At 61.1% G+C, this 22,336-nt stretch carries 24 protein-coding genes and 2 pseudogenes; 10 read left to right on the top strand and 16 right to left on the bottom strand.

Going from position 1 to position 22,336, the window contains the following annotated elements; translation table 11 throughout:
- Positions 1-195 precede the first annotated feature (195 nt).
- The 7 genes from J7394_RS21775 to J7394_RS21745 are packed head-to-tail and all read left to right on the top strand — an operon-like array spanning position 196 to position 6,690.
- Positions 196-1,410, top strand: a complete 1,215-nt coding sequence (locus tag J7394_RS21775; RefSeq protein ID WP_209256067.1) for a glycosyltransferase family protein — start codon at positions 196-198, stop codon at positions 1,408-1,410.
- Entirely contained in the window at positions 1,407-2,654 is a 1,248-nt protein-coding gene (locus J7394_RS21770) for a glycosyltransferase family 4 protein (protein WP_209256066.1), read from the top strand. The genes J7394_RS21775 and J7394_RS21770 overlap by 4 nt, the downstream gene beginning before the upstream one ends.
- Positions 2,654-3,730 (top strand): glycosyltransferase family 4 protein, encoded by a 1,077-nt coding sequence (locus tag J7394_RS21765; protein ID WP_209256065.1) that lies wholly within the window; start codon positions 2,654-2,656, stop codon positions 3,728-3,730. The genes J7394_RS21770 and J7394_RS21765 overlap by 1 nt, the downstream gene beginning before the upstream one ends.
- The gene (locus J7394_RS21760; RefSeq protein ID WP_209256064.1) at positions 3,727-4,311 is read left to right on the top strand and encodes a histidine phosphatase family protein; all 585 of its coding nucleotides are present in this window, start codon (positions 3,727-3,729) and stop codon (positions 4,309-4,311) included. Before J7394_RS21765 ends, J7394_RS21760 begins: the two co-directional genes overlap by 4 nt.
- Complete coding sequence (locus J7394_RS21755) at positions 4,308-5,450, top strand: glycosyltransferase family protein (RefSeq protein ID WP_209256063.1); 1,143 nt, start codon at positions 4,308-4,310, stop codon at positions 5,448-5,450. Before J7394_RS21760 ends, J7394_RS21755 begins: the two co-directional genes overlap by 4 nt.
- Positions 5,447-6,217, top strand: coding sequence for a polysaccharide deacetylase family protein (locus J7394_RS21750; RefSeq protein WP_209256062.1), 771 nt, complete (start codon positions 5,447-5,449; stop codon positions 6,215-6,217). Before J7394_RS21755 ends, J7394_RS21750 begins: the two co-directional genes overlap by 4 nt.
- A complete protein-coding gene (locus J7394_RS21745) occupies positions 6,214-6,690 on the top strand; it encodes a class I SAM-dependent methyltransferase (RefSeq protein ID WP_209256061.1) in 477 nt (158 codons plus the stop codon). The genes J7394_RS21750 and J7394_RS21745 overlap by 4 nt, the downstream gene beginning before the upstream one ends.
- Here J7394_RS21745 and J7394_RS21740 read toward each other — a convergent pair whose 3' ends face one another.
- Positions 6,691-7,833, bottom strand: coding sequence for an alpha-D-ribose 1-methylphosphonate 5-triphosphate diphosphatase (locus J7394_RS21740; protein WP_209256060.1), 1,143 nt, complete (start codon positions 7,831-7,833; stop codon positions 6,691-6,693).
- A 53-nt stretch (positions 7,834-7,886) separates the two neighbouring features.
- Here J7394_RS21740 and J7394_RS21735 point away from each other — a divergent pair, with 53 nt between their 5' ends.
- On the top strand, positions 7,887-8,570 hold the full coding sequence (locus J7394_RS21735; protein WP_209256059.1) for a DUF1045 domain-containing protein: 684 nt from the start codon (positions 7,887-7,889) through the stop codon (positions 8,568-8,570).
- Here J7394_RS21735 and phnN read toward each other — a convergent pair.
- Genes phnN through phnG form a run of 8 tightly spaced genes read right to left on the bottom strand, consistent with a single transcriptional unit; the run spans position 8,552 to position 14,148 of the window.
- Entirely contained in the window at positions 8,552-9,100 is a 549-nt protein-coding gene (phnN, locus tag J7394_RS21730) for a phosphonate metabolism protein/1,5-bisphosphokinase (PRPP-forming) PhnN (protein ID WP_209256058.1), read from the bottom strand. The two genes, J7394_RS21735 and phnN, sit on opposite strands and share 19 nt — an antisense overlap.
- Positions 9,097-9,780, bottom strand: a complete 684-nt coding sequence (phnL, locus tag J7394_RS21725; protein ID WP_209256057.1) for a phosphonate C-P lyase system protein PhnL — start codon at positions 9,778-9,780, stop codon at positions 9,097-9,099. The genes phnN and phnL overlap by 4 nt, the downstream gene beginning before the upstream one ends.
- A gap of 22 nt (positions 9,781-9,802) precedes the next feature.
- Entirely contained in the window at positions 9,803-10,573 is a 771-nt protein-coding gene (phnK, locus tag J7394_RS21720) for a phosphonate C-P lyase system protein PhnK (RefSeq protein WP_170377532.1), read from the bottom strand.
- Positions 10,570-11,430, bottom strand: a complete 861-nt coding sequence (locus tag J7394_RS21715) for an alpha-D-ribose 1-methylphosphonate 5-phosphate C-P-lyase PhnJ (protein ID WP_209256056.1) — start codon at positions 11,428-11,430, stop codon at positions 10,570-10,572. The genes phnK and J7394_RS21715 overlap by 4 nt, the downstream gene beginning before the upstream one ends.
- Positions 11,427-12,023 carry an HAD family phosphatase gene (locus J7394_RS21710; protein ID WP_209256055.1) on the bottom strand — a complete coding sequence of 199 codons (597 nt, stop codon included), beginning with the start codon at positions 12,021-12,023 and terminating at the stop codon, positions 11,427-11,429. Before J7394_RS21710 ends, J7394_RS21715 begins: the two co-directional genes overlap by 4 nt.
- The gene (locus J7394_RS21705; protein ID WP_209256054.1) at positions 12,020-13,111 is read right to left on the bottom strand and encodes a carbon-phosphorus lyase complex subunit PhnI; all 1,092 of its coding nucleotides are present in this window, start codon (positions 13,109-13,111) and stop codon (positions 12,020-12,022) included. The genes J7394_RS21710 and J7394_RS21705 overlap by 4 nt, the downstream gene beginning before the upstream one ends.
- A gap of 3 nt (positions 13,112-13,114) precedes the next feature.
- Positions 13,115-13,690: a phosphonate C-P lyase system protein PhnH gene (phnH, locus tag J7394_RS21700; RefSeq protein ID WP_209256053.1), complete on the bottom strand. Its 576-nt coding sequence runs from the start codon at positions 13,688-13,690 to the stop codon at positions 13,115-13,117.
- A complete protein-coding gene (gene phnG, locus J7394_RS21695; protein ID WP_247748364.1) occupies positions 13,690-14,148 on the bottom strand; it encodes a phosphonate C-P lyase system protein PhnG in 459 nt (152 codons plus the stop codon). Before phnG ends, phnH begins: the two co-directional genes overlap by 1 nt.
- Before the next feature lie 103 nt (positions 14,149-14,251).
- On the opposite strand from phnG, the gene phnF reads away from it, so the two are divergent.
- Positions 14,252-14,962: a phosphonate metabolism transcriptional regulator PhnF gene (phnF, locus tag J7394_RS21690; RefSeq protein WP_209256052.1), complete on the top strand. Its 711-nt coding sequence runs from the start codon at positions 14,252-14,254 to the stop codon at positions 14,960-14,962.
- A 140-nt stretch (positions 14,963-15,102) separates the two neighbouring features.
- On the opposite strand, the pseudogene J7394_RS21685 reads toward phnF, so the two are convergent.
- From J7394_RS21685 to phnC, 5 genes and pseudogenes are all read right to left on the bottom strand, one after another.
- Positions 15,103-15,704 (bottom strand): annotated as a pseudogene (locus tag J7394_RS21685) (chloramphenicol acetyltransferase).
- Between the two features lie 16 nt (positions 15,705-15,720).
- Positions 15,721-17,079, bottom strand: coding sequence for a phosphonate ABC transporter, permease protein PhnE (gene phnE, locus J7394_RS21680; RefSeq protein WP_209256051.1), 1,359 nt, complete (start codon positions 17,077-17,079; stop codon positions 15,721-15,723).
- Positions 17,076-17,957 carry a phosphonate ABC transporter, permease protein PhnE gene (gene phnE / locus J7394_RS21675; RefSeq protein WP_209256050.1) on the bottom strand — a complete coding sequence of 294 codons (882 nt, stop codon included), beginning with the start codon at positions 17,955-17,957 and terminating at the stop codon, positions 17,076-17,078. Before phnE (J7394_RS21675) ends, phnE (J7394_RS21680) begins: the two co-directional genes overlap by 4 nt.
- Before the next feature lie 66 nt (positions 17,958-18,023).
- Entirely contained in the window at positions 18,024-18,926 is a 903-nt protein-coding gene (gene phnD, locus J7394_RS21670; protein ID WP_170527473.1) for a phosphonate ABC transporter substrate-binding protein, read from the bottom strand.
- A gap of 67 nt (positions 18,927-18,993) precedes the next feature.
- On the bottom strand, positions 18,994-19,815 hold the full coding sequence (gene phnC, locus J7394_RS21665; protein ID WP_209256049.1) for a phosphonate ABC transporter ATP-binding protein: 822 nt from the start codon (positions 19,813-19,815) through the stop codon (positions 18,994-18,996).
- A gap of 169 nt (positions 19,816-19,984) precedes the next feature.
- Here phnC and rpe point away from each other — a divergent pair, with 169 nt between their 5' ends.
- Positions 19,985-20,674 (top strand): ribulose-phosphate 3-epimerase, encoded by a 690-nt coding sequence (rpe, locus tag J7394_RS21660; RefSeq protein WP_209256048.1) that lies wholly within the window; start codon positions 19,985-19,987, stop codon positions 20,672-20,674.
- Positions 20,675-20,733: 59 nt separating this feature from the next.
- Here rpe and J7394_RS21655 read toward each other — a convergent pair whose 3' ends face one another.
- Together J7394_RS21655 and tuf are read right to left on the bottom strand one after the other, a co-directional pair.
- Positions 20,734-22,068: a tetratricopeptide repeat protein gene (locus J7394_RS21655; RefSeq protein ID WP_209256047.1), complete on the bottom strand. Its 1,335-nt coding sequence runs from the start codon at positions 22,066-22,068 to the stop codon at positions 20,734-20,736.
- Between the two features lie 128 nt (positions 22,069-22,196).
- Positions 22,197-22,336: pseudogene (tuf, locus tag J7394_RS21650) on the bottom strand (elongation factor Tu); the annotation flags it as partial.

The following is a 22,336-nucleotide window of genomic DNA, read 5'->3' as shown; positions in this document are numbered from 1 at the left end:
GTTTTCGCGCTTTGACAGAAACGGCAAAGACTGGTGCAAATTGAACCCATATCCTCAATATCCTGTTGCCAAATCGCCATGTTTGGCACATTTGCAGGCGGGCGATTTCCCCTTTGGCAAGCGCAGCATAAGGATATACGGTATCGCTTGCATACGCGCGGATGTAGTACCCAGACCAATAAGACGGGCGACCCTATGAGCCTAGGCAAAAAACAAGACAATCCGGACCGCGCGCCGCGCCTGCTATTTTACAGCCACGATACCTTTGGGTTGGGCCACCTGCGCCGTTCGCGTGCGCTGGCGGCAGCGATGACCGAAGCCGACCCAAGCGCATCCGCGCTGATCCTGACCGGATCGCCTGTGGCCGGGCGTTTCACCTTTCCCCGCCGCGTCGACCACGTGCGCCTGCCTGGGGTAACCAAACGCTCGGACGGATCTTACGCGGCTCGCACGATTGGCATGGGCATTGACGAGGTGACTGAGCTGCGCTCGGGTCTGATCAAGACAGCCGTTCAGCAATTCGATCCCGACGTCCTGATCGTCGACAAGGAACCCACGGGCTTTCGCGGTGAACTACTGCCGACGCTGGAATTCCTCGAACAGTCCTGCGACACCAAGCTGGTTCTGGGCCTGCGCGATGTTCTGGACGAGCCTGAGGTTCTGGCCGCCGAATGGGATCGCAAGGACGCGATCGCCGCGACCGAGCGCTTCTATCATGAAATCTGGGTCTACGGGTTGCATTCGATCTACGACCCGACCGAGGGTCTGCCGCTCAGCGCAGCGGCCCGATCACGCCTACACTGGACCGGCTATCTGCGCCGCGACCTCGGCCCGATCGGAGAGCCCCCGGAACAACCCTATATCCTGATTACGCCCGGTGGCGGTGGCGATGGCAAGGCGATGGTCAACCTGGTCCTCTCGGCCTATGAACAGGACCCGACCCTGTCGCCCCGCGCGGTGCTGGTCTATGGGCCTTTCCTGTCGGGTGAGTCGCGCGATGAGTTTGAAACCCGCGTGGCCGCGCTGTACGGGCGCGTGACGGCTGTCGGGTTCGAATCCCAGATCGAAACCCTTTTCGCCGGGGCTGCGGGCGTTGTCTGCATGGGCGGCTACAACACATTCTGCGAGGTGTTGTCCTTCGACAAACGCGCCGTCATCGTGCCGCGCACGACACCTCGGTTGGAACAATGGATACGCGCCTCGCGCGCTGAAAACCTTGGCCTTGTCCGGATGCTGGACGAACAGCGCGACGGTTTGACGACCGACGCCATGATCCGCGCCATCCGCGAATTGCCGCGCCAGCCGCTGCCATCGCAGGCGATCAGCGACGGCTTGCTGGACGGGCTGGACTATGTAACGGGCCGCGTTGATGCGCTGCTGCACCGGGAACAGGAACGAGCGACCGGATGACATCCCAAAACCCGAAACTCGCGGTGCTGGTCAAAGGATGGCCGCGCCTGTCCGAGACGTTTATCGCTCAGGAACTGGTCGCCTTGCAGGAGGCCGGGCATCAGTTTGACATCTGGTCGCTGCGCCACCCGACCGACACCAAGCGCCACCCCCTGCATGACCGGTTCAAGGGGCAGGTGCGCTATCTGCCTGAGTACCTCTATCAGGAACCACAGCGCGTCTGGGCCGCACGAGCCATCGCGCAACGCCTGCCCGGCTATGCCGAGGCCTACCGCGTGTGGCGGCAGGACCTGCGCCGCGACCCAACCCACAATCGCATTCGCCGCTTTGGACAGGCCTGCGTTTTGGCGGCTGAGCTACCGGACGCCACGCAGGCGCTCTATGCCCATTTCATGCACACGCCCTCATCCGTGGCGCGCTATGCCGCCATCATGCGCGGTGTACCATGGAGTTTTTCAGCTCACGCGAAGGATATCTGGACTTCGCCCGAGTGGGAAAAGCGCGAGAAACTGCAAGCGGCGACCCATGGGGCCGCTTTTGGGGCTACCTGCACCGCTATAGGCGCCGCCCATCTGCGGGAGCTGGCGGATGACCCCGCACGCGTTGACCTGATCTACCACGGGTTGGACCTTGCCCGCTTTCCAAGCCCCCCGAACCGGAAACTACGAGCAGCGGACGGGCCGTTTCACATGATCTCGGTCGGACGCCTGGTCGAGAAAAAGGGCTTCGATCGGCTGATTGATGCCTTGGCCTTGCTGCCCGAGACGCTGGACTGGCACTGGACCCATATCGGCGGCGGCGCTTTGGGGGACGTCCTGCGCGACCGCGCCACGGCAGCCGGAATCGCCGACCGGATCAGTTGGAAAGGCGCCTGCGATCAGCCCGAAGTGATTGAGGCCATGCGCGCGGCCGACCTCTTCGTCCTGCCCAGCCGCATTGCCGAGGATGGCGATCGCGACGGGTTACCCAATGTGTTGATGGAGGCCGCCTCGCAACTCCTGCCGATCCTTTCGACGCCGGTGTCCGCTATTCCTGAGTTCATTACCTCTGGCACCCACGGCATCCTGTCGGATGACGACCCAAAGGCGCTAGCCGAAGCGATGCTGGCACTGGCGAACGATCCCGAAGCCACCGCCAAAATGGCCCGGGCCGCCTATGACCGTTTGCTGGCCGAGTTCCGGATGGGCCCGGGTATCGCGCGGCTTTCGGATCGGCTGAACGCTTTGTGCCTGGAAACGGTCTAATGGCTCGCGTGGCGTTTTACGCCCCCATGAAGTCCCCACACAGCCCGACCCCTTCGGGCGACCGCGAGATGGCGCGGAACCTGATCACCGCCATTGCCGCCGAGGGGGATCACGTCGATCTCGTGTCCGAGCTGCGGATCTACGACAAGCACGGAGATAGCGTCAAACAGCACGCCTTACGCGCAGCGGCCGAGGCCGAAACTCAACGCCTGATCGCTGAGCTGCCGCAAGACACGTCGATTTGGGTGACTTACCACAACTACTACAAAGCCCCGGACCTGATTGGCCCACAGGTCTGCGCGGCGCGGCAGATCCCATATGTTCAAATGGAAAGCACACGGGCCAGCAGCCGCCTGAAGGGGCCTTGGGCCGGATTTGCGCAATCCGCCCATAAGGCCAGCGATGCGGCCAACGTGATTTTCTATCACACCGCAAATGACCTGATCACGTTGGAGCGCGACCGCTTTGGTACTCAGGCTCTGGTCGAGTTGCCACCGTTTCTGCCGATCAGGGATTTGCCCCCTCAGGCCGCGACCGAGGGTCCGATGCTGGCCGTCGGCATGATGCGATACGGGGACAAGCTGGCCTCATATCAGCTGCTGGCCGCAGCTCTGACGCTCCTCACCGGCGATTGGCGGTTGCAGATCGCAGGCGACGGACCGGCTCGAGGTGAAGTTGAAGCACTCATGGCCCCGTTCGGTGAAAAGGTCACGTTACTGGGCCAACTGGACCAAGAGAGCCTGGGCCAACTCTATCAGAGTTCGGGGTTTCTGGTCTGGCCCGGCGTCAACGAAGCTTATGGCATGATCTATCTTGAGGCTCAGGCCGCAGGCCTGCCTGTGGTCGCGCAAGACCGCCCTGGCGTGCGCGACGTGCTTTCGCCTTCGGACTACCCCAGTGTCGAACAAGCGGCGCGAGGCCTGGCCCAGCGCATGCGGACCCTGTTGCAGATGGGCGAAGAGCGGGGACGCCTTGGGAGTGAAGCCCGCCAATACGTCGCCGACCGCCACCTGATGCCGGGTGCGACACGACGGTTCTGGCAGACCATCCGCCCCTTGTTGGAGGATTCGGCATGACCAGACTGGCCTTGCTGCGACACGGTCATACGCCGTGGAACCGCGCCGGACAAATTCAGGGGCGTAGCGACATCGCGCTGGACCCTGAGGCGCGGGCTGAACTGTCCGGATACGCCTTGCCCGCCTCTTGGGAGCAGGCTCAGATCTGGGCCAGCCCGTTGCGGCGCGCGTGTGAGACGGCGCAGATCGTCTCGGGCCGCGCCCCGATGACCAGCGATGCGCTGATCGAGATGAACTGGGGCGATTGGGAGGGGTTGCGCGGTGTGGACTTGATTGCAGACCCGTCCAGCGGCTACCGGCATATCGAAGACTGGGGTTGGGCCTACCGCCCGCCAAATGGCGAAAGCCCGGCTGAGGTTGCAGATCGTCTCGCGCCTTGGCTGGCGGAACTCCGGCAAGATGCCCTGGCCGTATGTCACATCGGCATCATGCGGGTCATTCTCGCGCGCGCCTGGGGATGGGATTTTGAAGGGCCCGCCCCTTTTAAAATCAAGCGCAACAGGCTCTATGTCATCGACATGGAGACGATGACGCCCGAAGCGGAGCCGGTCCGCCTGATCAAGCGCGAGGCCACAACATGAAAGTGATGCTTGTCGTCACCCACCTGTTGGGAACCGGGCACCTGAGCCGAGCCTTGACGCTGGGGCGCGCTTTTGCAGGCGCTGGCCATGAGGTGATAGTGGTGTCTGGCGGCATGCCTGCGCCGCAACTCGACAGCACGGGCCTGACACTGTTTGGCCTGCCGCCGCTGCGCTCGGATGGGACTAATTTTACCCGGTTGTTGGCTGAGAACGGCGAAGAGGCCGATGAAACCTATCGCAACGCGCGGACCGTGGCGTTGGTTGAGGCCCTCCGCTCGTTCCAGCCGGACGTGTTGATCACCGAGCTTTTCCCCTTTGGCCGCCGCGTATTGGCGGGTGAATTCGAGGCTGCTCTAACTGCCGCGCGGGCACTGCCGCACAGCCCCGTCATCCTCAGCTCAATCCGCGATATTCTGGCACCGCCGTCCAAACCCTCCAAGGCCGAACGGGCCGATGAGATAATTGACGCGTTTTATGACGGTGTTTTGGTTCACGCGGATGAACGTATCATACCGCTGACTGTCAGCTGGCCCGTCTCGGACCAGCTGGCCGCGTATTTACACTACACCGGCTTTGTCGCGCCGGTTGCGCCGCAGCCCCATCCGGACGGTGTTGGGGAGGGAGAGATTCTGGTCAGCGCGGGCGGTGGATCGGTAGGACAGCCGATCTTTAACGCGGCCATCGAGGCCGCCCGAAAGATGCCCAACAGGCGTTGGCGCCTGTTGGTGGGCGGACGTGATGCCCAGGCGCGTATTTCTGAACTGTCCCAATTGGCCGAAGGCGCACCTGTTTTCATCGAACCCGTGCGCCCGGATTTTCGGCAAATGCTTCCTCATGCCGCGGCATCGGTGAGCATGTGCGGCTACAACACCGCGATGGACCTGCTGCAATCGGGTACTCCGGCAGTGATGGTGCCGTTTGATGACGGCAACGAAGTGGAACAAAGCCTGCGCGGGCAAAGCCTGTCCGCACTTTCGGCGATGAAGGTTCTTCCCAGCAAAGACCTTGACGCGACCCGCCTTTCCGAGGCCCTGCAGCGGGTCATTTCTGACGCGCCCCGTTCGACACAGGGCTTTGGCTTCGACGGAGCGCAGCGCAGCGTTGAGATCGCTCAGAGGCTCTGGGACGCGCGCAGATGATGGCAAATTGGCACATATTGGACGAAGAACTGGCCATTTGGCTCGACCAAGGGTTGTCTCTTCCTCTGTGGTGGCGGGACGACGATGCGATTGCTCCGACCCCTCAGCTGGACCAACTCTCCGATTTGTCCGAACGGCTTGGGATTTCGGTTCACCTGGCGATCATCCCGCGTGATGCGACAAGCGAACTGGCGTCTTACATGGCGCAACGGCCGAACCTGATACCGGTTGTCCACGGCTGGGCACATGAAAACCACGCCCCGCCAGAAGAAAAGAAATCCGAATTCCGGCTGCACCGTCTCATGGAGACGATCTTGCAGGAGGCCGAGGCCGGTATGACGCGCCTGCGGTCTCTGTTTCCGGATAGTCTTCGGCCTATGTTCGTCCCTCCTTGGAACCGTATCGCGCCGGAGATTGCCGCGCGTCTACCCGATCTCGGGTATGAAATCCTCTCGACCGCGACCCCTCGGACATCGGTGCAGGCCGCGCCGGGGTTGGATCAGGTGAACACCCATATCGACCCAATCGACTGGCGCGGCAGCCGCAGCTTGGCAGCACCTGACGCGCTGATCCAGAAAACCACCGCGCTGCTGCGGGATCGCCGGGAGGGGCGCGCCGACAACAGCGAACCACTTGGCGTATTGACCCATCATCTGGTCCATGATCAAGACATCTGGACCTTTACCGAAGCTTTGCTGAAACACCTGCTGGACGGGCCGGCGACCCTCTGGACCGCCCCCAGACACGGAAACGGAGACCCCGAATGAGCCGACTGGATTCCATGCTGCGCCGCCTGACTGCGCAACGCGACGGGCTGAACTGGGCCGCTGCGAAGATCGCTGATCAGAAAGGCGATGTGCTGGACATGGGGTTGGGCAATGGGCGCACCTATGACCACCTGCGTGAAATCCTGCCCGAGCGCCGCATCTGGGTGATGGATCGCGTTCTGCAATGCCATCCCGACAGCACTCCGCCGGAACAGGATTTCCTGCAGGGCGAGGCCGAACCGATGCTGCAAAAGCTTGCCAGCGCAGGGCACAAGATGGCAATGGCGCACTATGATTTCGGCCGCGGGATCAAGGCGGATGACGTGGCCGAGGCGGCGCGACTCAGCCCTCTGATCGCGCAGGTGATGCGGCCCGGAGGGTTGCTGATCTCGGGCCAGCCGCTGGTCGGGTTCGATCAGATCGAGGGGCCCGAAACCATCGCTCCGGACCGCTATCTGTTCTACATGGCCTGATCAGGCGACGCGACGCCCGCGCGACCAGACCGCATTCAGAGCGGGAACACCTGCCCGCATGCGGAATCGGATCAGATCCGCGCGCGCACCTGCGCGCAACACGCCCCGGTCGTCGAGCCCCACGGCCTTTGCCGGGGTCTGCGTCACAGTCCGCAACCCACGCGCCATGTCGCCCCACATCTGTCCCAGCCGCACGGCCGACAGCAGCAGCGCCGAAGGTACATAGTCGGACGAGATGATGTCCAGATAGCCCAGCTCGGCCAGTTCCTGCGCCGCGACATTGCCCGAATGCGATCCGCCCCGGATGATATTCGGCGCCCCCATCATGACCTTGATATCGTGCGTGTGGCAGGCTCGGGCAGCTTCGACCGTAGTCGGGAACTCGGCCAGACGAATACCGTGACCTGCGGAGACCTGTACCTGCTCTTCCGTCGTATCATCGTGGCTGGCCAAAACCGCACCAAAGCGGTTGGCGGCCTTGACGGTCTCAACCTCATGCTTTTCGCCATTGCGGTCGCGCAGCCCTTTCAGATGGGCCACGTGTTGCATGAACGTGTCATCGTCCATGGCGTATTTGCCCTTCATATAGGCCTCAAGTTTCGAGAGATCGCGAAACTGTCTCTGACCCGGCGTGTGATCCATGATCGAGACAAGACCAACGCGGTCCTCGGGGCCGAACTCGTCTAGTTCTTCGACCAGTGTTTCAGAACACACCTCGGCCCTGAGATGCAGGAAGTGGCTGATCTTCAGCGCATCTTGTTCGCGCAAGTCCCAAAGCTCCTGCGACAGCCCGCGCGCGTATTTCAGATACCGGGCCGAGCCTGAGGGGATGGATCCGATCCGCATTGCGTCAAACACGGTTGTAATCCCGGTGCTTGCCAGCTCGGCATCATGGGCAAGGATAGCGGCGGCATGAGGCCAGTCGACCTTGGGGCGCGGCTGGATGTGACGTTCAAGGTTGTCGGTGTGCAGCTCGACCAGACCCGGGCTGATATAGTCGCCTTCGCAATCGACCGCACCCGCAGGGACCGAAGCGCCTGCGTCGATATCCGCAATGCTGTCGCCTACGACTCGAACACGCCCCGTAACGGTTTCGTCCGGCAGAACGAGCGTGGCATTGGCAAGGATCATTTCTTCTGTCATCTGAACTTCACACAGTTTGAGCTATTGAACGGGCCACGCAATAGGAGGCCAATGTGACATTCACGCGATACGCGATCTACTATGCCCCCCCTGCTGATGCAGCGTGGACGCAATTTGCAACCAGCTGGCTGGGCTGGGACATGGAGACCGGGGCGCCGGTGGCGCATCCCACTGTGGACGGCATCGACGTTGCATCCGCCACCAAAGTGCCGCGCAAGTATGGGCTGCACGCGACGATGAAACCTCCGTTCCGGCTGCGCGATGGGCAGACGGTTCAGGCGCTTTTCGACGCCTGCGCCACGCTGGCCACGCGCCATGCGCCGGTCTCGCTGGACGGGTTGGAGGTCGCGCGACTGGGCCGGTTTCTGGCCCTGCGACCGGTCGGAGAAACCCATGCCCTGAACGCCCTCGCCGCGGCCTGTGTGCAAGAGCTTGACGCGTTCCGCGCGCCCGCATCCGAGGCCGAACTGACCCGCCGTCGGGCTGCGAATCTGACCCCGGAACAGGACGTCAATCTGGTGCAATGGGGCTATCCTTACGTGTTGGAGGCCTTCCGCTTCCACATCACGCTGAGCGGAAAACTGGCCAAACCCGTGCTGGCGGAGGTCGAAGCGGCTTTGGACACGCATCTGGCCCCAAAACTGCCCACACCCTTCCGGATCGAGGATCTGGCCCTGATGGGCGAGGCCGAGGATGGACGTTTTCACCTGATCCATCGCTACGCCCTTTCCGGCTGAAGCCGCGCAAGGATCGCGTTGACCGTATCGTCCAGTGCGCCCGAGTTGTCGATCTCGATCACACGGCGCAACCCGTCAGGCAGCGGCGCTTTGGCACGGCCAAGGCGCTTGGCTTGTTCTTCAGTGGTCTCCCGGCCGCGCGCTGCAAGGCGTTGTTCCAGAACCTTCGCATCGGCAGTCAAGGAAATCACGATAAGGCCCCCAAAGACCTCCTGCGCTTGCAACAGAACCGCACGGGAGAAATTGACCAGAACAGCCTGACACTTAGTGCGCTGTTCCGCGATCTGCACCGGCACACCGTAGTGCAGCCCATGTGCCTGCCAGTGCATCGAGAAGGCACCATCCAGCACCATCTGCTCAAACATTTCGACCGAGACCCGGTCGAAATCCTCGCCCTCTTCCCCTTCGGGCCGCGTGATCACACGGCGCAAGCGCTGGATTCCCGGCGCGCGGGCCTCTAGTGCAGCCATGACGCTGTCCTTGCCCACACCTGACGGGCCAACAACCGCTATGACGGGTGCAAGGCTCATGCTGCCTGCCCGGGCGTGAATTCCGAGACATTGACCGAACGGTCGCACACACGCTCGCGCGCCTCGACGTCGTGGAAAATCCCAACAATTGCGGCCCCGCGGGCCTTGGCCTCTTCGATCAGCGACAGAACCGTTTCACGGTTCTGCGCGTCCAGACTGGCCGTCGGCTCGTCCAGCAGCATCGCCGGATAGGCATGCGCAAAACCGCGCGCGATGTTCACGCGCTGCTGCTCACCGCCAGAAAACGTGGTCGGGCTGAGCGACCAGAGCCGTTCGGGAATGTTCAACCGCGCCAGCAACCCCGCCGCCTTGTCCAAAGCGACTTGCCGGTCACGGCCCAAAGCCAAAAGCGGCTCGGCCACGACCTCAAGCGTAGGGACCCGAGGGACAACCCGTAGGAACTGGCTGACATAGCCCAGTGTCTCACGCCGCAGCGCCAGAATCTCACGCGGTTGGGCTTTCGCCACGTCCAACCCGCCGACCAGCACCGTGCCAGAAGCCGCGAGGTAGTTTCCATAGATTACTCGCATCAAGGTGGATTTACCCGCGCCCGACGCGCCGGTCAGGGCAACGCATTCACCGGGGTCGACCTTCAGCGAGGCCCCCTCCATCACCGGAATGACCGCACTGCCCTGATTGTGCAGGGTAAAGCTCTTGCTGACGTCTGTAAGCTCAATCATCGCTTCATCTTTTTCCAAATACTCAAACCTGCAGAACGCTGGACACAAGCAGCTGTGTATAGGCATGTTGCGGATCATCCAGCACCTGATCGGTCAGGCCGGTTTCAACCACATGCCCGTCTTTCATCACCATCAGCCGGTCCGCCAACAGGCGCACAACGGCCAGATCGTGCGTGACGATAATCGCGCTTAGCCCCATCTCGCGCACCAAACCGCGCAACAGGTCCAGCAAACGTGCCTGAACCGAAACGTCCAGCCCTCCGGTCGGTTCATCCATGAACACCAGCCGAGGCCCCGTCACCAGATTGCGCGCGATCTGCAGGCGCTGCTGCATCCCTCCCGAGAACGCAGTGGGGCGATCATCGACCCGCGCCTCGCTGATCTCGACGCGGCCCAGCCAGTCGATCGCCTTGTCGCGAATGTCACCGTAGTGACGATCGCCAACGGCCATCAGGCGCTCGCCGATATTGCCACCCGCACTGACCGACATGCGCAGCCCGTCGCGGGCGTGCTGATGGACAAAGGCCCAATCTGTGCGGCTGAGCATCCGCCGCTCGGGCTCGGACATGGTGACCGTATCGACAGGACCATCTGCGCGGGTGTCAAAGATCACCTGCCCTGCATCGGGTTCAAGATGACCCGCCAGGCAATTCAGCAACGTCGATTTGCCCGACCCGCTTTCGCCAACGATCCCCATCACCTCACCCGGATAGAGATCAAAACTGACATCCGTACATCCGATCCGGGCACCGTAGCTTTTTTCGATGTCCTTAACTTGCAACAGCGGGGTCATGCCGCGTCCTCTCTGGTCATGGGGCCTTGGTGGCCCGCCTCACGGCGCGACCGGCAGTAGTCCGTATCCGAGCAGACAAACATCCGACTGCCCGCGTCATCCATGATGACTTCGTCCAGATAGCTGTCCTCGGCCCCGCACAGGTCGCAGGGGTGATCGGCTTTGGAGGCCTCAAACGGGTAGTCCTCAAAATCGAGGCTGACGACCTTGGTGTGGGGCGGCACCGCGTAGATCCGCTGTTCGCGCCCCGCGCCGAACAGTTGTATCGCGTCCATTTCCAGCTTCGGGTTGTCGAATTTCGGGATCGGCGACGGATCCATCACATAGCGGTCCGACACTTTGACCGGATAAGAATAAGAGGTCGAGATCGCGCCGTGCTGGCTGATATCTTCATATAGCTTCACATGCATCAGCCCGTATTCCTCAAGGCTGTGCATCTTTCGCGTCTCGGTTTCGCGTGGCTCGAGAAAACGCAGAGGCTCAGGGATCGGGACCTGATAGACGAGGATTTGATCCTCGGTCAGCTTTGCCTCGGGGATACGGTGGCGAGTCTGGATGACAGTGGCCTTCTTGGTCTCTTCCGTGGTCGCAACACCGGCAGTGTTCTCAAAGAACTTGCGGATCGACACCGCGTTGGTCGTGTCATCCGCGCCCTGATCAATCACCTTGAACGTATCGTCAGGCGTCAGCGTTGCCGCCGAGACCTGAACACCGCCGGTACCCCACCCATAGGGCATCGGCATCTCGCGGCTGGCAAAGGGTACCTGATACCCCGGAACCGCCAACCCTTTGAGGATCGCCCGGCGGATCATCCGTTTGGTCTGTTCATCCAGATAGGCGAAGTTGTACTCGTTCATAGCAAACCTCTTTCAGTCAAAGCGGCATCCAAAGCCTGCGGCGAGGTGAAATGAATGGCGTCCATGCCCACGGCCCGCGCGCCTTCGACATTGTGCAGGCCATCGTCGATGAACACGCAGTCTTCGGGCGCGTGGCCGGAACGTTCGCACAGGATCTCGAAAATCCGGGCGTCGGGCTTCATCACGCCCTCCTGCCCCGAAACGACAAGCGTGCCGAATACCTCACCCAGACGCGGCTGAACCTTCAGCCCCTCGGGCCAGGTTTCCGCCGACCAGTTGGTGATGGCGTGGACTGGCGTGCCTTGCGTCTTCAAGCGATCCAGAACGTCCCATGTGCCGTGGATCGGTGTCTCGACCGTGCGGGCGTAGAGCTCGACATAAGCTGCGAACAGCTCCTGATCGCGGGGGTTCGAAAGCTCCTGCGCCATATCGGCGAAACGCTCACCATTGTCGCCCCGCGCGTTGCGCACCAGAAAATCTGTCCTTTTGATGAAGGCGTGTGCGGCGTCTTCCGACCCCAGTGCCTCGACCCAGGCCAGATGCGGTTGCCAATCCACAAGTACGCCACCGATATCAAAAACCACCGCTTTCATTCTGCAGCCTCCTTGGGTGTTATTCGTTCTTCCGCCTCGCGGCGCAGCTTGCGCACAAGTTCCAGTTCCGATTGGAAATCCACGTAATGAGGCAGCTTGATGTGCTCGAGGAACCCGGTGGCCTGAATATTGTCCGCATGGCTGAGGACGAATTCCTCATCCTGCGCGGCGGCCCCCAGGTTGTCTTCGCCCAGCTCTTTCCACCGCAACGCCCGGTCGACCAATGCCATCGAGATCGCCTTGCGCTCGGACTGACCAAAGACCAGACCATAGCCACGGGTGAATTGCGGTGGTTCAGTCTTGGAGCCCTGGAACTGGTTGACGGTTTCACATTCGGTCAGTTCGACCTCACCAATCTCAATGGCGAAACCAAGCTCGGGAATGTCCATCTCGACCGCTACTTTACCTATCCGCAGTTCGCCGACAAAGGCGTGGTTGCGGGCGTAGCCGCGTTGGGTTGAGTAGGCCATGCCCAGAACGAACCCCTCATCCCCGCGGGTCAGAGCCTGCAAGCGCAGAGGCCGGTTTGACGGAAACTCCATCGGCTCCCGCGTCAGGTCGCCCGGTGCGTCCTCGCTGAGCGGCTCGTCCTGAATGACGCCCTCACCCTTGAGGAAGCTGGTGATATGCGGTGTCGGCTCTTGCCGGGCGTCACCTTCGGGCGCGGGGGCAACCTCTCCATCGGCGGCAAGTTTAAAATCCAGCAGGCGGTGGGTGTAGTCGAATGTCGGCCCCAGAACCTGCCCGCCCGGCGCGTCCTTGAACGTGGCCGAGACGCGGCGGTCACAGGCCATGTCGCCCGTCTTGACCGGGTTGGAATAGCCAAACCGAGGCAGCGTGGTTCGATAGGCGCGGATCAGAAAGATCGCCTCGATCAGATCCCCGCGTGCCTGCTTGATCGCCAGCGCGGCGAGGTCTGGGTCGTAGAGAGATCCCTCGGCCATTACCCGATTGACGGCAAGGCTTAGCTGCTCGCGGATTTGCGCGATACTCAGATCGGCGATGTCGGTGTCGCCCCGGCGCTCTTCGGCCAGCCAGGCATGGGCGTTTTCGATGGCCTTTTCACCACCTTTGACAGCTACATACATCGGTTATCCCTCGGCCTTGATCTGCGTGCTGCGCGGCAAGGCTGCGACCTGATCCCCGCAGGTGAAGAAGAAGTCACAGCCCAACGGATAGAGCATCGCATTGCCCTGCAGCGCCGCGATATCGGGTAGCGACAGACCTGTCGTGGTCTTGATTCCCGGCCCGCTCAGAACCGCACCTTTAGGCGCGAGCGCGTCACTCTCAACGATCAAAGTGGCTGCGCGGTCGGGATATTCGGACGTGCCGATCCTGTAGTCGCTCAGAGGCATCAGGTCCGACCAGCGGCCCACGGCAAAATCCGCTTTCGACGCCTCGACAATCGGCGCACCTGTATGAAACCCGAGCCATTGACGCGTGTCCGACGTATCTGCCGCGTCCGCCAGATAAACCCCTGTATCCGCATCACATAGAGTCAGCAGCAGAGTGCCTGCCGCGACCGATAGCGGTGCCGGAGGTTCCGCCCCGACCAGCGTTCTGATCTCACCGGGGCGCGCCATCACGGTCATCGCGGCGCGAAACGCGTGCGCGGCATCGCGCGGGGCGTCCTGAAATCCACCTGAGAAGTGCGTTTGTGCGTTCATCAGTCCTCTCCCCGGACCAGCGTGAAGAACTCAACCTTTGTGGCCGCCGCTTTTGCCGCCCGCGCCTTGCGCTTACCTTGCATCTGGGTCTTGAGCGGCGTGATCACTAGTTCGGTCAGACGATCCGCTGCCTCGGTCTGCATCAGAGCATCAATCAGTGCGGCGGCCTCAGCCTTGGGCTTGGAACGGCCCTGGACGTAGCCATGCCCCACGGTGCCGTCCTCCAACGCCAACGAGCAGCGCGTGACCGTCATTTCACCCAGATTGAACGGCGCGCCAATGGCGCCCGCACGACCGCGCACCATCACGCCGCCAATCTCGGGGCTGCGCAGCCATTTGAACGATGGACGATCCGCCACCCGGTCCCAAAGCGGCATCATCGCGTCCTCGGGCGCGCGGGCCAGCAGGCCCATCCACTCCTGACGCGTGATCCCATTGCTTTTCATCTGTTCTGTCATCGAAAGCCCTTGTCGCGGTTGTCTACTAGAACTATACAACTAGACAAATATTAACCTGCATCCGCCTGCCAGGCAATCCATGAGACCGTGAAGTTTTGATGACATGAGCAAAACACCGATTTGGAAAAGCATCGCACTCAGCCTGACCTCGGATATCTCCGAGGGGCGCTTTGGCACCGGTGACAGGCTGCCGACCGAGGCGCAACTGGCGGCAACCCACGGCGTGAATCGGCACACCGTCAGGCGCGCGCTGGCCGAGCTGGCAGAGCAAGGTTTGGTTCAGCCTCGGCGCGGGGCTGGCGTCTTTGTCACCGCACGACCAACGGATTACCCGATTGGCAAACGAGTCCGATATCACAAGAGCATTTCCGCCAGCGGCAAGATACCGGGCAAGCGCATCCTGTCCCTGACCACGCGCGCCGCGGATGAGGCCGAAGCCGAAGCACTGGCTTTGAAGCCCGGCGATCCGGTTCACGTCTATGACGGCTTGTCTTTGGCGGATGGTCAGCCCATCGCGCTGTTTCAAAGCGTCTTTCCGGCGCTTAGATTACCCGACATTCTCACCCATCTGACCGAAACCCAATCCGTCACCAAGGCGCTTCAGCTCTGCGGAATTGAGGATTTTGTACGAACGTCCACACGGCTGACCGCCCGCGCAGCCACAGCGACGCAGGCGTTGCACCTGAACCTCAACGAAGGCGCGCCGATCCTGCATTCACTGGGGATCAATGCGGCCCCAGATGGGCAGCCGGTCGAGTATGGAAAAACCGTTTTCGCCGGTGAGCGCGTAACCCTGACGCTGAACGAGACCTGATCCGGGGGTGCTCCCGCCCGTCTTCAGCCTCCTGCCGGAGGCTTCATCCCGTTGGGGGTCGCGCCGCGCAAAGCGCGGCGCTGGGCCCAAGGCCGCCAATGGGTATCGGCGTAGCCGATGCACATGCGGGCGCGGGAGGGTTATTCGTATTTCTCCAGAAACGCCTCAATGTGCAATGCGCGGAAATCCGGTAGTACGTCGCGCAATCTGTCGTGGCTCCAGTCCCACCAGGCCAGAGCCAGTAGCCTCTCTGACACCTGCTCGGAAAAGCGCCGTCGGATCGGTTGCGCGGTCACCCCGGCAACGATCGTGTAGGGGGCGACATCCTTGGTCACGATCGCACCGGACGCCACAACCGCCCCGTGCCCGATCTTCACCTCGGGCTTGATGATCGCTGCGTGGCCGATCCACGTGTCATGGCCAATCGACGCCTGTCGCCCAGCGCGATGCGCAAACCATTCTGCATCGTCCTCGGCATCCTCCCAATAATCCGCTGAGCGATACAGGAAATGATGCAAGGAGGCTTTCTCCATCGGGTGATCCGGGTGAAGCTGGCGATGTTGGCGAATTTGCCGATCTCGGCATTGGCAATGTCACAGGTTCGGTCGCAGTAGGAGTAGTCGCCGAACCGCGAATTGGCGACCCGAGTCCCGGCGCCGATCTCGACATAGGCGCCAAAGCTGCTGTTCGAGATCTGACAGTCTGGATGGATGAAAGGCTTATCAGAGCGCAGACGCGTCATCATATTTCCCATATACTCAGGATTGCAGCTTGGCCGCGCTGCGCGGCTTGCGCTTTTTATCGGCGTCGCCCTGAATCAGACGCTTGCGCAACCAGCCCGAGAACCAATCCATCAGCATCACCATCAGAATGATGAGAACGATGTAATAGGCGACCTCTTCCCAGTCTTTCTGCGTGATGATCGCCTGCGTCAGCAACAGACCAATCCCGCCACCGGTGATCGCCCCGATCACCGTCGCGCTGCGGGTGTTGGATTCGAGGAAATACAAAAGCTGGCTGAGCAGAACCGGCGTGCTCTGCGGGATCACCCCAAAGCGATAGCGCTGCGGCGCATTGGCCCCGGTCGACTGGACGCCTTCGATCTGCTTGTTGTCGACATTCTCCAGTGCCTCCGAGAATATCTTGCCGAAGGTGCCTGTATCCGTAACCAGAATGGCCAGCGCCCCTGTCAGCGGTCCCGGGCCAAAAGCACGCGCCAGAACCACGGTCCAGATCAAAGCATCCACACCGCGCACGAAGTCAAAAACACGCCGCGTTGCAAAACGGACCGAGCGCAGCGGGTTGAAGTTCCGGGTCGCGAGGAAGGCCAGAGGCAGAGCAATCATGCCCGCGCCCAGCGTGCCGAGAAACGCCATCAGGATCGTCTCGAAGATCGCCCAAGCCACGTCCTGGTGCCGCCACATCTTGTTGGTCCAGAAGTCATTCAGGATCGCGCCTGCCTGACCGGATGCCGCAAGGCTTACAAGTTCGGGGAAGGACTTGCCGTAGTAGGGGCTGTCGAGCGTGAACCAGAACAACTCCCACCCGGTGAAGTAACGGAACACCTCGGACCGGTTGCGGGTGACGGTCAGGCGGCCTGCATCGGTTTTGATGGCCAGACGGTTCTTGGAGACATTGATCCAGGCCGGAACTTCTCCGGCAGGCAGCTCGGCCTGCACACCGGCCGACCGGCTGGGGGTTGCGCGCACGGTGCCATAGCCGGGGATGTCATATTCGACGGTCTCGGGACCGAAACGCACCACATGACCGTCTTCTAGATCAATCACCGTGGTCTCACCCAGAGCGACCCAATCGGGCGCCGTGCCGTCAGGATAGCTCCCCTTCCGCTCACCCTCGATCGCGGCAAAGACCTCACCTGTGCGGTTGTCGCGTTCGATATGGGTCTTGTAGCTGTAGCTGTCCGCCACCAGCGTCTTACCGTTTTCCCAGTTGGCCCGCTCGGCCAGGCCCGGAACGTCGAAAGCAAAGAAGACGTAGATCAGGTAGAGGGCAACCAGGCCCGGCAGCCCGAAATTCACGATGCGTTTGCGGCTGAACAGACGATCTGCTTCGGCCTTCAGGTCATCAATCGACAAATCGGTGGCAAAGGTACTCATGCCGAGGCTCCTTTTTCCGACCCGTGGGTCAGACGGTCGCGCAGATAGCCAGAAATCTGATCAACGACCACAATAGTAACAAAGAGAAGGATGAAGATGGCCGCGGCCTCATCGTAGCGCCCCTGCCCCCAGGACATGGCGTTGCGCAGCTCATAGCCCAGACCTCCGGCACCGACAAAGCCAAGGATGGCCGAGGCGCGGATATTGATCTCGAACCGCAGCAGAGCGTAGCTGACATAGTTCGGGCCAACCTGAGGGATCACACCCAGATACATGCGCTGTGACCAGTTGGCCCCGACGGACTGCAAACCTTCAACAGGTTTGAGAGAGGCGTTTTCATTCACCTCAGAGAACAGCTTGCCCAAGGCACCTGCCGTGTGGATGGCAATGGCGATCATCGCGGGCACCGGCCCTCCACCCAGAATGAAGATCAGAACCAGAGCAATCACGATCTCCGGGATCGCGCGGCAGATATCCGAGATCCGACGGAACAGCGGGATCAACGAAGGCCAAAGCGCCATACCCCGTGTCGCCATCAGGGCCAGAAACGTGCCCGCGATCGCCCCAATCAAGGTCGAGGCGGCGGCAATGTTGATCGTCTCGATCAGGGCCGGGAAGAACTCGACCAGATTGGCCGGCATCTCAGCGATCTTTTCCCACGCCTCGGACAGAACCTCGGACGGGTAGTCCAGAATCCGATGCCATCCATCGATGAAACTGCCTGCATTGCGCTCATCAGCCGTGCGAAAGCCCGCTGCCATAAGGGCAACAAACAGGATCAGGAGGATACCACCATAGACCCGTTTGCGCCGCGTCATCGCGGTATAGTCGTCGCGGATCTGTTCGACGCTATAGGACCCTGCCGAAAGGTCTGTCATGGAATGCTCCTGAGTGGAAAACGGGGTCCGGCAAAACACCGGACCCCGCGTATTGAAGAGACAGGCTTAGTTGGACTTCAGCTTGCGCGCTTCGATGATGATTTCGTAAGCGTCGTGGGTGATCGGATCAAAGCTCTTGGCTTCGCCCGCAGCCACACCGTAGAAGCAATCGCGGTCTTTCTCCGACAGCGTGTCCCACAGCTCTGTCACTTTGGCTTTGACGTCGGCAGGCAGGGCTTTGCGGACAACAACTGGACCTTCCGGGATCGGCTCGGATTTCCAGATTTGCACCAGATCGTTCATGTCGATCAGACCGGCATCCACAGCGCGGCGCAGAGCACCCGACTGATAGCCGTCTTCCCATTCGCCCAGACCGTCGGCCCAGGTCACACCGCCATCAACGTCGCCGTTGTTCACGGCAACGATGGTCTGCTCGTGACCGCCGGTGAACTTCACTTCACCGAAGTAGTCGCCCGAATCCATGGTCGCGCCGGTGGCGGCGGGGATTTCGATCGACGGGATCAGGTAGCCCGAGGTCGAGTTCGGATCGCCGAAGCCAAAGGTCTTGCCCTTCATGTCTTCCAGCGAGGTGATGCCGCTGTCTTTGCGCGCAAACCCGATCGAGTGATAGCCGTAGCCGCCATCGGTGTTGACCTTGACCAGAACCGGCTCAACCGCTTCGGGGTCGGACAGGTAGGTTTTTGCGTAACCCGACGCGCCCAGCCAGGCTACGTCGATGGTGCCGCCCAGCAGACCCTGGATCACACCGTTATAATCGGCAGGGGCAAACAGCTTGGCCGGAACGCCCAGAGCCTCTTCGGTGTAGACGCGCAGGCATTCGTTGTTGTTCAGACGGTCCTGAGCGTTCTCACCGCCCAGAATACCGATACGCAGCTCGGAAATCTCCTGAGCCATTGCAGGCGCGGCCATGGCAGTGGTCGCAACAAGGGCAGCAACTAGTTTTTTCATCTGTCTCTCTCCAGTTTGATGTTCCCGACCTCTCATCGGGCCGGGCGATGAAAGGGGTTGGGGTGGCTCAGACGGTCGCTTCAGCTTCCATCAGGGCCTTCTGGGTGGCATCCAGAGTTTCGATCTCGGTCGAGGTCGCCTCTTCCGAGAAGCTGGCATCGGCGCCGTAGATCTCGCGGGCGACACCGGTGGTCAGTTGTTCGGGCAGGCCGTCAAAGACGATACGTCCGTCGCGCATACCCACCACGCGGTCGCAATAGCGGCGCGCAGTATCCAGCGTGTGCAGGTTGGCGACGACTGTGCGGCCGTCCTCTTCATGGATGCGGCGCAGGGTCTGCATCACCACCTGAGCGTTCATCGGGTCCAGCGAGGCAATCGGTTCATCCGCCAGAATGATCTTGGGGTCCTGCATCAGGGCGCGGGCAATGGCCACACGCTGCTGCTGACCACCCGAAAGCGCCTCGGCCCGTTTGGGCGCATGTTCCGCGATGCCCAGACGGTCCAGGATGTCGATGGCGCGGTGAACCTCTTCCATCGGGAACAGATTGAACATCGTGGCCAGGGTCGAGTGGCGGTTCAACGTCCCGTGAAGCACGTTCGACACTACGTCCAGACGCGGCACGAGGTTGAACTGCTGGAAGATCATCGCGCAATCGGCCTGCCAGGCGCGCTTGTCGCGGCCCTTCAACTGAGTCACGTCGCGGCTTTGGAACAGGATCTCGCCATCGCTGGCATCCGTCAGGCGGTTGATCATGCGCAACAGCGTCGATTTACCCGCACCCGATCGACCGATGATGCCAATCATGCAGGGCTTGTCCACGTCCAGCGTTGCAGTATCCACCGCGATATTCTCGCCGAAGCGTTTGGTCAGTTTTTTGATGTGCAGCACGTGCCACCCCCAATTCGTATTGGCGGGTAGCTACGGATTGCACTCAACGGATATGTGTCGGTTCAGTGAAAGTTTTGTAAACACCGCAGCCGGTACCATAGGGCCTACCCTTCAGGCTCATTCCCCGCTATACGCGCCCGCAACCCCAGTTTCCTGCATGAGGCCCGCCATGAGCTTTGACCGTTCCATCAAGATCGCTCCGTCGATCCTGTCCGCCGATTTCGCCAATTTCGGGGCCGAGATTCAGGCCATCGAAGTCCAGGGTGCCGATTGGGTCCATGTCGATGTCATGGATGGCCATTTCGTGCCAAACCTGACCTTCGGCCCTCCGGCGGTCAAAGCGTTCCGCCCCCATGTGAAAACGGTGATGGATGTGCATCTGATGATCACGCCGGTCGATCCCTATATCCAGGCCTATGCGGATGCGGGTGCCGACATTCTGACCGCCCATGTTGAGGCCGGCCCACATACGCACCGTACCCTGCAAGCCATCCGCGCGGCGGGAATGAAGGCCGGTGTTGCCCTGAACCCCGGCACCCCTGCCGAAGCGGTCGAGCATCTGCTGGACCTCACCGATCTGGTCTGCGTCATGACCGTGAACCCGGGCTTCGGAGGCCAAAAGTTCATCGACATGACCACCAAAGTCCGCAAACTCCGCGAGATGATCGGAGACCGCCCGGTGCATATCGAGATCGACGGCGGCGTTGACCCCAACACAGCCCCGCTGGTCGCGGCAGCAGGCGCAGATGTACTGGTGGCCGGGTCTGCGGTCTTCAAGGACGGGTCTGTCGATAAGCCTGAGGTCTACGGAGAGAACATCCGCAACGTGCGCGCGGCCGCCGAATCCGCACTCAGCTAAGCCACCACTCAAAGACGGCGGGCGCGCTTGACGCCCGCTGAGCGACCGTCGGGTGTCTTCTAGCCTTGCGTTGATAGCCCATAGCGCAACCGCATTGCGATCGCTTGCATGAAACGTCCCTCAGCCACCAACGCCTCAAGGAAATCGGGCAGGTAGTCTTCGGGAAGCCCGACCTTGATCGCCTCGTCGAACCGGAGTTCGGCCGGTTTGTATTCCCCTTCACTCAGCATGACCAGCGCATCCACAAAACTGATATGCGGGTCGTTCGGGTTGTCTTCTATCGCCAGATTGATGGCACCGCGTGCCTCGTTGGTCTTGTTCAGCCAAAGCGCAATCTCGGCATGAAGACGGTGATCAAAGTGGTTTGCATCTTCCATCTGAACACTGCGCCGTATCTGCACAAGCGCCGCTTCATACTCATAGTCATCGACCAAAAGATCGGCACGCCAGAACAGAAGATAACTTTCCGCCCCGACGGTTTCTTCAGCCTGTTCAAGCACCGCATGCGCCTCGGCCCGACGATCCAGAGCTGACAATGCCCGTGCCTTGCGCACATAACCATCCGAATTATCCGGCCAGGCCACCACAACCGCCTCAGCATCCTTGAGTGCCTGTTTGGGCCTGTCCAACATCAGCAGGATCAATGAGCGTCTGGACTTCGCACTGATAGAATCGGGGCTGAGCTCCAACGTGCGCGTGATATGGGTGAAGGCCTCTTCCCACGCATCCTGCTCGGAAAGAACATAGGCGATGCCGTATTCCGAATTGGCATCCTGAGGATTGATGTCCGTGGCAGATCGGAATAGGGACAGCGCCTCATCGTAGCGAGCGTAGTCCGCCAGGCTCCAGGCCAGTTCCCGAATACCCCAAACGTATTCGGGGTCCATGGACAAAGCCAAACGCATAAGCTGTTCATACTCGTTGAAATCCACCTGCCCGCTGCGGCGCGAACTGGCCGCCAATCCCGATAGGCTTTCTGCCGTGGGCTTGCGAGAAACCGCCTTGCGAAACCAATCGGCGGCTTCGTCATAGCGGTCGCGCTGATACAATATCCACGCCCGCCCTTGCAGACCCGGCTCTGCCTCGGGATCAATATCCAGAATTTCCGAGAACGCCTTGTCCGATTGGTCATAGTCCCCGAGATCAAACTGTGCCCAGGCCAAACGATCCAGCATTTCGATGCGCTGTCGATCAGACGCCCCGGTTTCGCCCAGACCCCGCTGGCAGATTTCAATCAAACGTTCCGGTGATTCATATGCCTCCAGACAGGCAGAGGCATAGGTCGCTTGCGAGTTTGTCAGAAGTGGCTTGGAATGTCCCGCACCGCCCGAGATATTGAATGTGATTGAGGTCAGAAGAGCCAGTCTGGCGGTGTTGAAAATGGTTTTGAGCATTTTGGAAGAATTCAGTTTGTTCGTTTCCAGCAGCATACTCTGAAATGTGATAAGAAAAAGGCCGCCCCTGTTTGGGACGGCCTTCTTTCGTTCAGCGATGTGCCGGGCTGAAGCCCGGCCTACCGTGATTATTCCGTGATTTTCGACACAACGCCGGCGCCGACGGTACGGCCGCCTTCGCGGATCGCGAAACGCAGGCCCTGCTCCATCGCGATCGGCGCGATCAGCTCAACGCCGAACGACACGTTGTCGCCAGGCATGACCATCT

Source organism: Ruegeria sp. R13_0 (genome assembly GCF_017743995.1).
Classification (GTDB): Bacteria; Pseudomonadota; Alphaproteobacteria; order Rhodobacterales; family Rhodobacteraceae; genus Ruegeria.
The sequence above is the reverse complement of the archived record's forward strand: the minus strand, read 5'-3'. Positions and strand labels throughout refer to the sequence as shown.